12 protein-coding genes and 1 tRNA gene are annotated in these 13,024 nt (G+C 57.9%); 5 read left to right on the forward strand and 8 right to left on the reverse strand.

The genetic code is table 11. The features are described 5' to 3' along the window. Nucleotides 1-19: 19 nt before the first annotated feature. The 3 genes from HY298_02470 to HY298_02480 form a co-directional block, all read right to left on the reverse strand. The gene (locus tag HY298_02470; GenBank protein MBI3849145.1) at nt 20-478 is read right to left on the reverse strand and encodes a DoxX family membrane protein; all 459 of its coding nucleotides are present in this window, start codon (nt 476-478) and stop codon (nt 20-22) included. 155 nt (nt 479-633) lie between these two features. After that, a complete protein-coding gene (locus tag HY298_02475) occupies nt 634-1,038 on the reverse strand; it encodes a hypothetical protein (protein MBI3849146.1) in 405 nt (134 codons plus the stop codon). 74 nt (nt 1,039-1,112) lie between these two features. Next, nucleotides 1,113-1,502: a VOC family protein gene (locus tag HY298_02480; GenBank protein ID MBI3849147.1), complete on the reverse strand. Its 390-nt coding sequence runs from the start codon at nt 1,500-1,502 to the stop codon at nt 1,113-1,115. Nucleotides 1,503-1,752: 250 nt separating this feature from the next. Here HY298_02480 and HY298_02485 point away from each other — a divergent pair, with 250 nt between their 5' ends. The 3 genes from HY298_02485 (at nt 1,753) to HY298_02495 (ending at nt 5,364) form a co-directional block, all read left to right on the forward strand. After that, a complete protein-coding gene (locus HY298_02485; protein ID MBI3849148.1) occupies nt 1,753-2,568 on the forward strand; it encodes a prepilin-type N-terminal cleavage/methylation domain-containing protein in 816 nt (271 codons plus the stop codon). A 140-nt stretch (nt 2,569-2,708) separates the two neighbouring features. Beyond that, a complete protein-coding gene (locus tag HY298_02490; GenBank protein MBI3849149.1) occupies nt 2,709-4,064 on the forward strand; it encodes a Gfo/Idh/MocA family oxidoreductase in 1,356 nt (451 codons plus the stop codon). A 163-nt stretch (nt 4,065-4,227) separates the two neighbouring features. Beyond that, on the forward strand, nt 4,228-5,364 hold the full coding sequence (locus tag HY298_02495) for a hypothetical protein (protein ID MBI3849150.1): 1,137 nt from the start codon (nt 4,228-4,230) through the stop codon (nt 5,362-5,364). Between the two features lie 219 nt (nt 5,365-5,583). Here the strand turns inward: HY298_02495 and HY298_02500 are convergent, their stop codons facing one another. The 5 genes from HY298_02500 to HY298_02520 all read right to left on the reverse strand — a co-directional run bounded on the left by HY298_02500 (nt 5,584) and on the right by HY298_02520 (nt 10,503). Then, nucleotides 5,584-6,024, reverse strand: a complete 441-nt coding sequence (locus tag HY298_02500; protein ID MBI3849151.1) for a carbon monoxide dehydrogenase subunit G — start codon at nt 6,022-6,024, stop codon at nt 5,584-5,586. A gap of 213 nt (nt 6,025-6,237) precedes the next feature. Further along, nucleotides 6,238-7,080, reverse strand: a complete 843-nt coding sequence (locus HY298_02505) for a xanthine dehydrogenase family protein subunit M (GenBank protein ID MBI3849152.1) — start codon at nt 7,078-7,080, stop codon at nt 6,238-6,240. A 34-nt stretch (nt 7,081-7,114) separates the two neighbouring features. Continuing rightward, complete coding sequence (locus tag HY298_02510; GenBank protein ID MBI3849153.1) at nt 7,115-9,457, reverse strand: xanthine dehydrogenase family protein molybdopterin-binding subunit; 2,343 nt, start codon at nt 9,455-9,457, stop codon at nt 7,115-7,117. Further along, nucleotides 9,454-9,972 (reverse strand): four helix bundle protein, encoded by a 519-nt coding sequence (locus HY298_02515; protein MBI3849154.1) that lies wholly within the window; start codon nt 9,970-9,972, stop codon nt 9,454-9,456. The genes HY298_02510 and HY298_02515 overlap by 4 nt, the downstream gene beginning before the upstream one ends. A 51-nt stretch (nt 9,973-10,023) precedes the next feature. Beyond that, nucleotides 10,024-10,503: a (2Fe-2S)-binding protein gene (locus HY298_02520; protein MBI3849155.1), complete on the reverse strand. Its 480-nt coding sequence runs from the start codon at nt 10,501-10,503 to the stop codon at nt 10,024-10,026. A gap of 156 nt (nt 10,504-10,659) precedes the next feature. Here HY298_02520 and HY298_02525 point away from each other — a divergent pair. Both HY298_02525 and HY298_02530 read left to right on the forward strand, forming a co-directional pair. After that, nucleotides 10,660-10,735, forward strand: a tRNA-Phe gene (locus tag HY298_02525). A 151-nt stretch (nt 10,736-10,886) separates the two neighbouring features. Beyond that, nucleotides 10,887-13,022 (forward strand): N-6 DNA methylase, encoded by a 2,136-nt coding sequence (locus HY298_02530; protein MBI3849156.1) that lies wholly within the window; start codon nt 10,887-10,889, stop codon nt 13,020-13,022. Nucleotides 13,023-13,024 lie beyond the last annotated feature (2 nt).

Consider the following 13,024-nt stretch of genomic DNA (forward strand, 5'->3'; position numbering starts at 1 on the left):
CAACGGTCGCACAGGCAGTTCATTTCGCGCCCGGCGTCGTCCGCAAGGCGAGCATCGGACGGAACGTGCCACGATAGGCCCAAGCAAGGTAAAGTTCCAAAACCAGGACGACAACGCCCGGAGCGATGGTTGCTGGCGCGAGGAAAATGTGGAACGTGACGATGCCGACGATAATCGGTGCGATGAGGGCCAGCGCCAGCGGCACGAAGCGATTCAATAACAGCAGCACGCCGACGAGCAACTGCGTGCCCATTACCAAGCGCATCATATAACCCGTTTTCATCAATGCTCCGGCGAAGGCGGCCGCGCCTTCAGGCATTGGATCCTTCGGTTGCGGAATGAAGTTCACAAAACCGTTCAACCCAAAAACGAAAAACATCAGGCCCATCAGCACTCGCGCAATGGCCGGAAGATAACGGGTAAAAAACTTTGATTCGCCGGTTTTGGTTTCGGCCGCCTGTGGTGCGATGTCGGTCATTGTTTTTCCTTTCAGTTTTTCGCCAGATGCCTGGCTAGTTGCTCGAATCTTCCCATCCAGCCCCGTTTCATTCCGTCGCGCGGCGCGCCCGAGGCGCGCCGCGCGGGATCAACATTCATCTAGGATAAAGTTTCCTGGTCCCGGAGTGAACCTGTTCAGGCGTGGGCAAGTTGCTTCTCGGCTCGAGCTTCCGCAGCGACGGGACATTCGCCCGCCACGGGACGCACTTCCACACGAATGCCATACGCCAAACCGGGACATTGCTGGGCGATGGCCACGGCCTCATCCAGCGTGTTGACCTTGAGCAGAAAGTAACCGCCGATCGCTTCCTTCGATTCGGCAAAAGGACCGTCGGATAATACGCGTCCGTTTTTGCCGGAAACAATCCGGCCTTCCGGTTCGAGCGGGTTTCCAGAGACGCATTTGCCTTCGTCCTTGAGTTGGTTGAACCACGCCATCCAGCGGTCGGCGACCTGTTGTATTTGTTCGGGCGAAAGGCCTTTGTGCCAGTCGGTGCCGCGGAAGATCAGCATGTAGCCATTTTGCGATTGTGTGCTCATAATTTTCTTTTTTTGTTGGTTGATTGTTTTGTTTGTTCATTAATCCGACGAACGAACGCGCGTCGTCAGGACAATTATTTTGCCTTTGGATTCATTTCCCAGATGGCGAACTCGTTGTTCTCAGTGTCCCGGCAAATGGCGAAGTAACCCATCTGCGGCACGGCGGTCTTGGGTCTGTAGATGCGACCGCCGAGTTTTTCGACCCTCGCCATGAACTTGGTCACCGATGGCACCAGAATGTAGTTGGTGATCGTGTGGGCCTGGTGCATGCGCTTCATCAGCCCACCATCTGGCGAAGCATCTGCACCGCCGGTGTCAATGTGCTGGTAATCCGGCATCCCAGGAAACGGATTGATCTTCCAGCCGAACAGTGTGTTGTAGAACTTCTTCGCGCGCTGGATGTCGTCGGCCGGGATTTCAAACCAGACGATGTTCGCAGCCGTTCTTTTCTTCGATTTGCTCATGTTTTGCCTTTCTATTGATACGTGTTGATTTTGTTCTGTCCATGATACAACGAATGAGCAGGTGCATTCGAGACAATGTCGCCCAAAAATTTTGACCAGCCAGGCAGTCTCGTCAACTTCTCTTTCTCCGTTTCTTCCTTTTTGATCCACCAGGGCTTTGTTGCGGAGGCGACAGGAGTTCAGCTTGCGAATAAGACATTGAATCTGTCATTTACGAGCAAGCCGCTTGATGCTACGGTTCTGCCGCCCCATGACACTCAAACCGACCAGCACAAACGGAAGCGACCGGCGCGGCTTCACGTTGATTGAATTGCTGGTGGTCATTGCCATCATTGCGATCCTTGCCGGATTATTGCTGCCCGCTCTGGCCAAGGCAAAATACAGCGGCCAGCGCGCCGCGTGCTTGAACAACATCAAGCAGCAATACCTGAGTCAAATCATGTATGCGGACGACGCCAGCGGAAAGTTTCCTTATCACGAGGATCTCAGCCCGGATTACCACCGCACTAGCATCACGGGCAAGCGCAGCATCGTGGATGCGATGCGCGGCACTTATGTCAAGAACACGCGCATCCTCATCTGCCCCATTACCGCGAACGGCGTCGGCAAGACGTGGTTGAATTATGCCAACCCGGCCAGTTTCGCGGACAAGACCACTACGGATTACGGCGGATGGGACACCACGGCATCTTACGTTTTCACGCCCTACATGTGGTTTGCGAATTTCACTGCCACTCCCGCAATGAAATTTCTCAATTCCCAGGGCGCGGTGAGCGCCAATCCCGAGGACAATGAACCTGCGTGGCCGACGAAGACCTCCGAACTGGACAGTCGCCGGGCGTTCATCACGCATCGCGTCAGCGACACTCCGGGCACCGCTCTGTGGGACCTCGGGCATCTCGGCAGTTTCGGCGGAGGCACGCAAACCAAACCGCTTTGGTCCTGGGCCCTCACACCGGATCAACCCGTATGTCAAGCTGACGGCAGCGTCATCATCCGTCAAAAGACCCAAATCCGGGCGCGCGCCTTGGGCGGGCCGAGTCCCGACACGAAGTATTATTATTGAAACTTTAGCGGGCCGTGGCAGCCGACGTGAGTCGGCTCTGACTTTCGGCGAATTCAGATGAAGCGGACTGACGTCCGCTGCTACGAGATGAATAAGCGGCTCATGACTGTTCGTCTGCTCTTCAGGCAACTCTAAATGATATGAAAACACAAATCCTCCGAACCTCACGGCGCAGCTTTATCCGCCGCACGACGACGACCGTCGCCACCTTTTCCATCCTGCCGAGCTATGTGCTCGGGCTGCGAGGGCAGACCCCACCCAACAGCAAACTCAACCTGGCCTTCATCGGCGTGGGCGGGCGCGGCGGCGACAACCTCAATGAACTCGCCCGGGCGGGGGAGAACGTCGTCGCACTTTGCGACGTTGATTCCCAGCGCCTCGCCACTGCGGGCAAGAGATTTCCCGACGCAAAACAATTTCAGGATTTCCGCCGCATGTTCGATCAGATAGGCAAGTCAATCGACGCGGTGGCCGTCTCCACGCCCGACCACACACATGCCGTGGCCGCCATCCGGGCGCTGAAGATGGGCAAACATGTCTATTGTGAAAAGCCGCTGGCCCATTCCATCCACGAAGTGCGCGCGCTGATGAAGGCCGCCCAAGAGCACAAAGTAGTCACCCAGCTTGGCAATCAAGGACACTCCACCGTTTCCATCCGCGTCTGTTGCGAATGGATTCGGGACGGCGCCATCGGCAACGTTCACACCATCCACGCCGGTTGCAACGCGGTGAACTCCGGCATCGACCAACTGCCTCAGCTCAAGGAACAACACCCCGTCCCTTCGACGCTCGACTGGGACCTCTGGCTGGGGCCGGCGCAGAAACGGCCTTATCATCCGGCTTACCTGCCCGCCGCCTGGCGCGGTTGGGTGCCGTTCGGCAATGGGACCATAGGAGACTGGACCTGCCACGTCGTCGATCCCGTCTTTTGGGCGCTGGACCTCGGTGCGCCGAAGACGATTCAAGCAAAGGTGAAGGATTACGATTTCAAAACGCAAGGCGACGCCTATCCCAAAGGCGACAGCATCACGTTTGAATTTCCCGCCAAAGGCAAACGCGGGCCGGTCACTTTGCACTGGTACAGCGGCACCGAGCGGATTCCGCGTCCGCCGGAATTTGAGGCTGACGACAAGGACATCGACACCGGCGCGGCGGTGATTGGCGACAAAGGCACGATGGTCTATGGCTCACACGGCGCCAGCAAGGTGCACCTGATCCCGCAGGCCAAAATGGACGCCTACAAGCGACCGGAGCCGACCATCCCGCGCGCCCGGGAGCATCATCGGGACTGGTTGGAGGCGATCAAGAACGGCACCAAGGCCGGATCAGATTTCTCTTACGGCGGACCGCTCACAGAAATCGCGTTGCTGGGCGTCATCGCGATCAAGCTGGCCGGCACGAAGCTCGAGTGGGATGCGACGCGGATGCGCTTCACGAATTCCCGCGAAGCCAATCAATACATCAACCCGCCCTATCGGTCGGGTTGGAGTTTGTGAACTTGAACCTCTGAACGCACGAAAATGCGCTTATTGCTCGGCGCGAGCCGATTCAGCAGCGTCCCATCGCCCGCGCCTAGCCGATGATCATGAGGTCGAAGTGCCGTGTATCGCGGGAGTAGGTCTTGTCGAAATTGACAACCTTACAAGACCAAACCTTTGCTTGGATTTATTGGGAGGTTGGATAATTTGGCACAGCATGTTCTCGTCATTCAAGAAGCGTCAAACCTCACCCGAACTTACTTTCAAAGCGCGGGTGGAGCGATTCTGGGAGTGGTATGCAGAGGTCGCTGAAAGATTTTACCGCACGATCGAGAATGGCAAATGTTCTGACCTGGCTGCTGAAGTGAGTAACAATGTCGATGACATTTTGCCGGGGTTCGCTTGGGTATTCGGACCAGGCGCAGGAGGAGTCGGTCATTCTTTCACCTTGTCTGGTGAAGGCGTGCTACACCGTCAATTGCTCGCCATTCACTGCGTGAGCCGCGCTCCAAAGCTCAACGGCTGGACGTTTTATCCAGCACGCCAACCTGGTTCGATTGAAGGAGTCCAAATGGAAATCGGGAGGCACAAGTTTGACCCGATGGAATTCTGGCTCACTCCCACGATCAATAACGAGGCGGAGAAAGTGGATATCACGGTTTGGCATCCCTTGTTCGAGCGCCTCCGTGAAGAAGGTGAGCGCTTGGGTACTTTGTTCCTGTTCCTTGATGAAGTTCTCGGCGAATTCGGGACGGGCCAGTGGATTGGCGAGATCAAACTCAACGATCCGCGGCTTTCCGATGCGATCCCTCTGAAGGAGCTTCACGAGTTTATCAAGAAGGTCGAATCTGAGACGGGGTGGAAGAAGTTGCCTCCGGGCCAGGAAGGCGTCGTGTATAGGTGCGAAGAGCAGCATGATCGGTTCCCTCGCGGCGACGTTGTCGTTGGAAAAACAACCCACATAGAACTCATCAACGAATACCTTGAGGCCAAAGGAGAACTCCAGGATCCACTCGCAGGCACTGGCGCGGACTACATTTTTGTGTCGTTTGATGTCCATCTCCTGCCGGAAGGAGAACAAAGTGCGGCTCGTGGGACAATCGAAGATGCCTTGGAAGACGCACTCAAAGCTGCATATAGCGGTCGGTTGCTTGGAGGCGCCCACGGAAGGAAGTCTGCCTACATCGACTTGTTGATTTTTGACGGGACGAGCAGTCTCGAAATTGTGCAGCGAGTCCTGCATGAAAAGAAATTGCCTGCAGGAACGGCTATCAACTTTTTCGCTAAGGAGAAGACGGCGCAAAGAATTATCCTCTGAATAGGGAAGACACATGGAGCCTTGGAATGTGCTCAACGTTACAGACACGCGCACCAGTGAGCGTCTCCGCAAGGCACATGGTCTGAAAGCGGTGCTGAAGCCACCGCACTCCAAACGCTGGCGCGCTTGCCGGGTGTCCTCGAACTTCGCGAAGCGTCTGGACTGCGGCGTGTTCACCGCCGCTTTTCCCGTATCGTGGCCTTGGTCGCTGTGGGTGAATCAACTCGGCTGCACCTGTTCGCTGAACTTTCTGAAAAACTCGTCCATCATCTTTTTGGCGGTGGCTTCGATGAGGCGTGAACCAATGGCCGCAATCAACCCGCCCACCTGCGCGTCGGCGTCGCAATGCAGTTCAGTTTGATTTCCTTTTTCCGCAAGCTTGATCTGTGCGGTGCCCTTGACGAATCCCGGCCCGCCTTTGCCTTCAATGATCAAGGTGAATGACTCCGGCGGTTTCTGTTCCTTGAGCTGTACTTTGCCGATGTAATTGCCCTTCAGTCCGGCGACGCCGATTTTCAGATGGGCATCGTAACTTTCCGCGCTGGTCTTGACCATTTTTTCACAGCCATCGATGCAGCGCTGTAAAATGTCGGGGTCGATGAGCGAGGAGAAAACTTTGTCGCGAGACGCGGCGATTTGGTACGTGGCGGTCAATTTCATATTCTTCAAACCTGTTGCCGAAAGTAACCCACCCCCAGCCCCTCCCAAGAGGGGAGCGGCGCACGGTGGATTGTTCCCCTCCCGGGAGGGGTCAGGGGTGGGTAGGTTGGCAGCAAGATCATGGGAGAGGGTGGCCGAAGGTCGGGTAAGGGGATCGCTATTTTTCTATCCGGAATTCTTTTATGGCAATCACTTCAAAATGTTAGGACCGTATCAACGGCTGGCCGCCAGTGCCAGCGCGCGCCGGGTGTTCAGTTGGGCCAGGTGCAGCCGGAAGGCGGACGATGCATGAATGTCATTCAGCGGCTCGACTCCTTGCGCGGCTTTCCTGGCCGCTTTCTCAATCGTCTCCGTCGTGAGCGTCGCGCCGCGTAACTTGCTCTCGACCGACTTGGCGCGATACGGCTTGGGGGCGATGCCCGTCACACCCACACGAACAGTCTTGTTGGTTTTGTCCACGACTGCCGCGACGCCCGCGATGGCAAAGCCGCTGGCTTTCTGCGCGAATTTTACATACGCAACGGATTTGGGAGTCAGCGGCACTTGAATTTCAAAAAGAATCTCATTGGGCTGCACCGTGGACTGCATCATCTCGACAAAAAAATTTGCGGCTTTGACCATGCGACTGCCATTCGGGCCGGCGAGGTGCAACTCGGCTTCCAGCGCGAGAATCGCCGCGGGCCAGTCCGCGGCTGGATCGGCGTGAACGAGACTGCCGCCAATGGTGCCCTTGTTGCGCACCTGAACATCACCAATGTGCGCCGCCACTTCGGGCAACAACGGGCATTGGTCGCGCAGCAACGACGACGATTCGAGTTCATAGTGCGTGGTCATCGCCCCGATGGCGATCTTCCCGTCCTGTTCGCGAATGTAGTTGAGGTCAGCAATTCGGCTGATATCGATGACCGTCTTTGGTTGCGCTAGTCGCAGTTTCATCGCTGGAATCAAACTGTGACCTCCGGCCAACACTTTCGCGTCTTCACCGTGCTGGGCCAGCAAGCCGACCGCTTCGTCGAGCGTCCCGGGTCGCAAGTAATCGAAGGCTGCGGGAATCATGGTGCGGAGTTACAGGGTTGCATGGTTACTTGGGTTACAAAGGGAGAGACGCTGATGAAATCGCGTTCCATACTTTTTCCGGCGTCAGCGGCAGATCGAGATGCCGGACGCCGAGCGGCGAAAGCGCGTCGATGACGGCGTTGGCAATCGCCGGAGTCGCGCCGATGGTGCCAGCTTCGCCCACGCCTTTGATGCCCATCGGATTGCTCGGCGACGGCGTGACGGTGCTGCCCATCAGGTATTCCGGGATGTCGCGGGCGCGCGGCATGGCGTAGTCCATGAATTCGCCGGTGAGTAACTGGCCATTCTCGTCATAGACCGTGCGCTCGAACAAAACCTGGCCCAGCGAATGAGCAATACCGCCCTGCACCTGCCCTTCAACCAGCAATGGATTCACCTGCGGGCCGCAATCGTCCACCGTCACGTACTTCACAATCTTCACCTCACCGGTGTCGCGTTCCACTTCAACAGCGACAATGTGCGTGCCAAAAGGAAAAGTGCAATTTGGCGGCTCGAAGAAACTGGATGCTTCAAGGCCAGGCTCGAAATTTTTCGGCAGATTTTTCGCAACGTAAGCTTCAGCCGCCAGTTGCGCCCACGTCAGCGCTTTCTTGGGTCTGCCCTTCACAAAGAATTTCCCGTCGCGAAATTCAACTCGTTTCGCTGAAGCACCGAGCAGATGCGCAGCAAGAATTTTCGCCTTGGCGATGATCTTGTCGATGCACATGACGATGGCCGTCCCGCCCACGACCGTTGCGCGGCTGCCGTAAGTGTCGCGACCATAATGAGCCACAGCCGTGTCGCCACGCATGACGACGACGTCTTCGATGAGCACGCCGAGTTTGTCCGCGGCGATTTGAGCGAAGCTGGTTTCCTGTCCCTGTCCGTGCGGCGAGACGCCCGTGATGACGGTGACCTTGCCGGAAATCTCCATGCGCACGCAGCCCCATTCCCAACCGCCCGCGGCCATCATCTTCGACGGTCCGAGCGCGCAGATTTCGACATACGTGGAAAGGCCGACGCCAAAAAGTTTGCCGGCTTTGCGCGCCGTCTCGCGTTGCTTGAGCAGCTTGTCCCAGTTGGCCATCTTCTGCGCCTTCCGCAGCGCGCCCTGGTAATTGCCGCTGTCGTAGGTCAGACCGGTGGCGGTGTTGAAAGGAAACTCGCTTGGCTTCGGAAAATTCTTCAGCCGCACCTTCACGGGGTCGAGACCAAGTTCATCGGCGATGATGTCCATGAGCCGTTCGACGAGGTAGGTCGCCTCCGGTCGGCCCGCGCCGCGATACGCGTCGGTGGCCATCTTGTGCGTGTAAACCCCGGTCACATCCATGCGCGCCGCCTTGAGTTTGTAACAACCGGCGAGCATCAGACCCGTCAACGTCGGAATGGCGGGCGTCAGCAGTTGCAAATACGAGCCGAGGTCGGCGATGGTGCGGGCTTTGATGGCGAGCAAGGTGCCATCTTTTTTCACCGCCACTTCGTAATCGCCAATCTGGTCGCGGCCATGAATCGTGGCCGAGGCGTTTTCGCGGCGGCTTTCAATCCACTTGATCGGCGCACGGAGTCTCATGGCGAGGTGCGAGCAAAGCGCTTCTTCGGCGTATAGGTTTAGTTTCGAGCCAAACCCGCCGCCCACTTCTGGTGCAACGATGCGGATTTTATTTTCCGCCACACCGATCATGCCGGGCAAGAGCGTGCGCACCAGATGCGGAATCTGCGTGGAAGTCCAGAGCGTGAGCGTGCCTTCGCCGGCGTGAAATGACGCAACGCAGCCGCGCGGCTCGATGGCCATCGGCGTGAGCCGCTGATGAACCATCCGCTGTTTGATGACGCGATCGGCCTGCTTGAACGCGGCGTCAAGATCGCCATTGGCCAGCGACCAGGTAAAGGCGACGTTGTTGCCGAATTCCGGATGCGTGAGCGGCGAATCTTTCGCGAGTGCTTTTTCGGGATCGCTGACCACCGGCAACGGATCGTAGTCAACGTCGATCAAATCCAGCGCGTCGCAGGCCGCGTAACGATCGGCCGCGATCACCACGGCCACCGGATGTCCGACGAAATAAACGCGGTCGCCAGCCAGCACGGTGTGTTTCGGCGCTTTCAAGTCAGGAAACGTGGAAGAGCACGGCACGACACCGCATTTGTCATTCACGTCGGCACCAGTGAATACGCCAACGACACCTGGGAGGGCTTTCGCGCCATCGGTCTTGATCCGGTTGATCATGGCGTGGGCGTACGGGCTGCGCAGAATGGCGGCGTGCAGCAGGCCTGACATTTTGAGGTCGTCCACATAGGTGGCGATGCCCTTGATGAGGCGCGGGTCTTCGACACGCTTCATCGCGCGACCGAAGTAGCCGTTGGATTTCGCCGCTTTCATGGTGGCGGGTGATTGGTGATCGGTGATGGGGGGTCGGTGATCGGTGACTCGGCGAGCAACGCGTCGGAACACGACAGGTCATCGTCGTTCACGCGGTAAGGGACAGAGTCTTCCCGCAAACCGAGGTTTGCGCCGGTTTTGCTTTCGCGCAGATAGCGGATATAGCCGTTAATCAGACGCAACACGCTGGCCGCTTCCGCTTTGAGTCCTGCAACCTCGGCCGGGGTCAGATAGCCCTCGTCCTCGCAAGTGTTGAGGTCGTCAACAAGTTCCGACACCGAGCCTCTGGCGATCAGCACGAAACGGATATTGTCCGCGTAATGATACCGGCCATGCCCTTCAGCAACGTTATTGGTGACGGACAACGCGGCCTTGCGCATTTGCGGATTCAACACAAACTTCTCCGTGTCCAGCAACGACTTCGCGACACGGTACATCTTCTTTCGAAACTCTCGTGCCGTCCGATAAAGTTCCAAATCTTCAAATGAGCCGTATCTTGTCGTTGTCTGTTCCATAACCATTTCAGTGTGTCGTAGGTTCACCAATCACAAATTAGCGATTACCGATCACTTCTCCACCCGCGCCATTTTCTTCGCCGCGTATTCGATTGCATCAACAATGTGCGAATAGCCGGTGCACCGACAGAGGTTGCCTTCAATCCCATGGGCAATTTCATCGCGCGTGGGTTTGGGATTGCGTTGGAGCAATTGGACGCCGCTCAGAATCATGCCGGGCGTGCAATAACCGCACTGCAACCCGTGACATTCCCAGAAACCTTCCTGGACCGGGTGCAACTGGCCGTTGCGGGCGAGTCCCTCGATGGTGGTGATCTGCGAACCATCCGCTTGAACGGCCAGAAGGGTGCATGACTTCACGGCTTGGCCATCCATCAACACGGTGCAGGCGCCGCAGATGCTGGTTTCGCAGCCGATGTGAGTGCCGGTCAGGTTGCAGTGATCGCGCAGAAAATGGACCAGCAGCAGGCGGGGTTCGACTTCGTGCTGATGCTGAACTCCGTTGACGGTGATGTTGACAAGACTTTTCATGAAAACGCATCCACGTTGATTGCCCGTCGTCAGGTAACGGGCTGACTATAATCCTGCGCCCCGGCGTTGCAACGGGAAAAATTGCGCGCGACGCGCAGAAATATCCCCTTGCCAAATCGAGCCGGACGATTTTCAATATCCGGGGTTCAGGGAGTTGGCTGGATAGCTCAGTTGGTAGAGCAGAGGACTGAAAATCCTTGTGTCGCCGGTTCAATTCCGGCTCCAGCCACCACTTCAACCTCCGTTCACTTTTCATCCACTCGTCGACTATTGACAGCTTGGCAGGTCAATCCGGCCGTGTAGTTTCCTCGGTGTGCGTCTGCGCGAGTCTCTTTTCAAATGTTGCGTCTGCCACGCTTTGAAATACCATCGGTGCCAGACTCATGATTTGGATCGCCCCATCCGAAAAGGACACCGACAACGCCGCACTCGAAAAACGCCTCTGGGACGCCGCTGACCAGTTCCGCGCCAACTCCGGCCTCAAGTCCCAGGAATACTCCGCGCCCGTCCTCGGCCTCATCTTCCTGCGCTTCGCCGAGGTTCGCTTCGCTGCCCAGCGCGCCAAGCTGGAGAAAGCCAGCGCCTCCGCCCGCCGTGGATCACGGCTGGATGAACCCGCCGCCTATCACGCCGAGGGCATCCTCTATCTGCCCGCCGAAGCGCGGTTCGATTACCTGCTCAACCGCCCCGAAGCCGAGAACATCGGCGCGAAGGTCAATGCCGCCATGCGCGACATCGAGAAGCACAACCCGCAACTCGCTGGCGTCCTGCCCAAGACCTACAACCTCTTCACCAGCACCCTGCTCAAGGAACTACTCAAGAAAGTCTCCGAGATTCCCGCCTCGCTGGACTACGACGCCTTCGGGCGCATCTACGAATACTTCCTCGGCGAGTTCGCCATGAGCGAGGGTCAGGGCGGCGGCGAATTTTACACCCCCAGCAGCATCGTCCGCCTCCTCACCGAAGTGATTGAACCCTATCACGGGCGCATCCTCGACCCCGCGTGCGGTTCGGGCGGCATGTTCGTCTCCTCCGCGCGCTTCGTCTCCGAGCACAAGCGGCAAGCTGCCGCTGGCAAATCTTCTCCCTCGCCCCTCGGAGGGGAGAGGGCCGGGGTGAGGGGTGAAAACTATTCCGGTGATCCATCCAAAGAACTCTCCATCCACGGCGTCGAGAAAACCGACGAAACCGGCCGCCTCTGCCGCCTGAACCTCGCCGTCCACGGCCTCGAAGGCGAAATCAAACACGGCGGCAACATCAACAGCTACTACGACGACCCGCACGACGCCACCGGCCGCTTCGACTTCGTCCTCGCCAACCCGCCGTTCAACGTCAACGCCGTGGACAAGGAGCGGTTGAAAGACATGGTCGGCCCAGGCCGCCGCTTCCCCTTCGGCCTGCCGCGCACTGACAACGCCAATTACCTCTGGATTCAACTCTTCTATTCTTCGTTGAAGAATGGGGAGGCCGGAACTTCCGGCGGGCGGGCCGGCTTCGTCATGGCCAACTCCGCCTCCGACGCCCGCTCCTCCGAACAGGAACTCCGCCGCCAGCTCATCGAAAGCCGCGCCGTGGACGTGATGGTCGCCGTCGGCCCGAACCTCTTCTACACCGTCACGCTCCCCTGCACCCTCTGGTTCTTCGACAAGGGCAAGGGCAAAAGTGGGCGCACCGACTCGGTGCTGTTCATTGATGCCCGCCACATCTACCGGCAGGTGGACCGCGCGCACCGCGAATGGACGCCCGCGCAGATTGGCTTCCTCGCCAACCTCGTCCGCCTCTATCGCGGCGAAGCCCTCGACTTCACATTGGGTGGCGAAGAAGCGAAGGCCAAAATCCTTGAAGTGTTCGCCACCCAACCCTCACCCCATCCCTCTCCCAACGGGAGAGGGGGCTACAAGTTTGCCGGATTGGTCGAACGTGGTCGGGAATTGCGAAAGAAGCAGACGCCAGCCGAGGCGGTCCTGTGGGAAGTGTTGCGTGACCGGCAGTTTGAAAATCTGAAATTCCGGCGGCAACATCAGGCGGGCGATTACCTCGTGGATTTCTTCTGCCACGAACACAGCCTCGTCGTGGAGGCTGACGGCGACGTTCACGATGCTGGCTATCAGAAGAAGCACGACAAGAAGCGCGATGCATGGCTGCGAGGACAGGGGTTCACGGTCCTGCGTTTTCGCAACGAGGACATCTTGAACGATCTTGAATCGGTGCTCGGGAAAATCGCCGCCGCTCTCCCTTCTCCCGCTGGGAGAAGGGCCGGGGATGAGGGTGACTGCAAGGTCGCGTATCGCGATGTTGCAGGCTTATGCCGCGCCGCCACGCTCAAGGAAATCGAAGCGCAAGGCTGGTCGCTCAACCCCGGCCGCTACGTCGGCGTGGCCGCCGGCGAAGCCGTGAGCGACGAGGACTTCAAGGAACAACTCGAAACGCTGAACGAGGAACTCGAAACCCTCAACGCCCAAGCGCGCGACCTCGAACAAACCATCGCCGGCAACGTGGCGGAGATTCTGGAGGCGTGACG

Source organism: Verrucomicrobiota bacterium, assembly GCA_016200005.1.
Lineage (GTDB): Bacteria > Verrucomicrobiota > Verrucomicrobiia > Limisphaerales > PALSA-1396 > PALSA-1396.

Excerpts from the sequence above, each read along its gene's own strand:
- HY298_02470 (MBI3849145.1), bottom strand. The coding sequence starts at position 478 with ATGACCGACATCGCACCACAGGCGGCCGAAACCAAAACCGGCGAATCA.
- HY298_02475 (MBI3849146.1), bottom strand. The coding sequence starts at position 1,038 with ATGAGCACACAATCGCAAAATGGCTACATGCTGATCTTCCGCGGCACC.
- HY298_02480 (MBI3849147.1), bottom strand. The coding sequence starts at position 1,502 with ATGAGCAAATCGAAGAAAAGAACGGCTGCGAACATCGTCTGGTTTGAA.
- HY298_02485 (MBI3849148.1), top strand. The coding sequence starts at position 1,753 with ATGACACTCAAACCGACCAGCACAAACGGAAGCGACCGGCGCGGCTTC.
- HY298_02490 (MBI3849149.1), top strand. The coding sequence starts at position 2,709 with ATGAAAACACAAATCCTCCGAACCTCACGGCGCAGCTTTATCCGCCGC.
- HY298_02500 (MBI3849151.1), bottom strand. The coding sequence starts at position 6,024 with ATGAAATTGACCGCCACGTACCAAATCGCCGCGTCTCGCGACAAAGTT.
- HY298_02505 (MBI3849152.1), bottom strand. The coding sequence starts at position 7,080 with ATGATTCCCGCAGCCTTCGATTACTTGCGACCCGGGACGCTCGACGAA.
- HY298_02510 (MBI3849153.1), bottom strand. The coding sequence starts at position 9,457 with ATGAAAGCGGCGAAATCCAACGGCTACTTCGGTCGCGCGATGAAGCGT.
- HY298_02515 (MBI3849154.1), bottom strand. The coding sequence starts at position 9,972 with ATGGAACAGACAACGACAAGATACGGCTCATTTGAAGATTTGGAACTT.
- HY298_02520 (MBI3849155.1), bottom strand. The coding sequence starts at position 10,503 with ATGAAAAGTCTTGTCAACATCACCGTCAACGGAGTTCAGCATCAGCAC.
- HY298_02530 (MBI3849156.1), top strand. The coding sequence starts at position 10,887 with ATGATTTGGATCGCCCCATCCGAAAAGGACACCGACAACGCCGCACTC.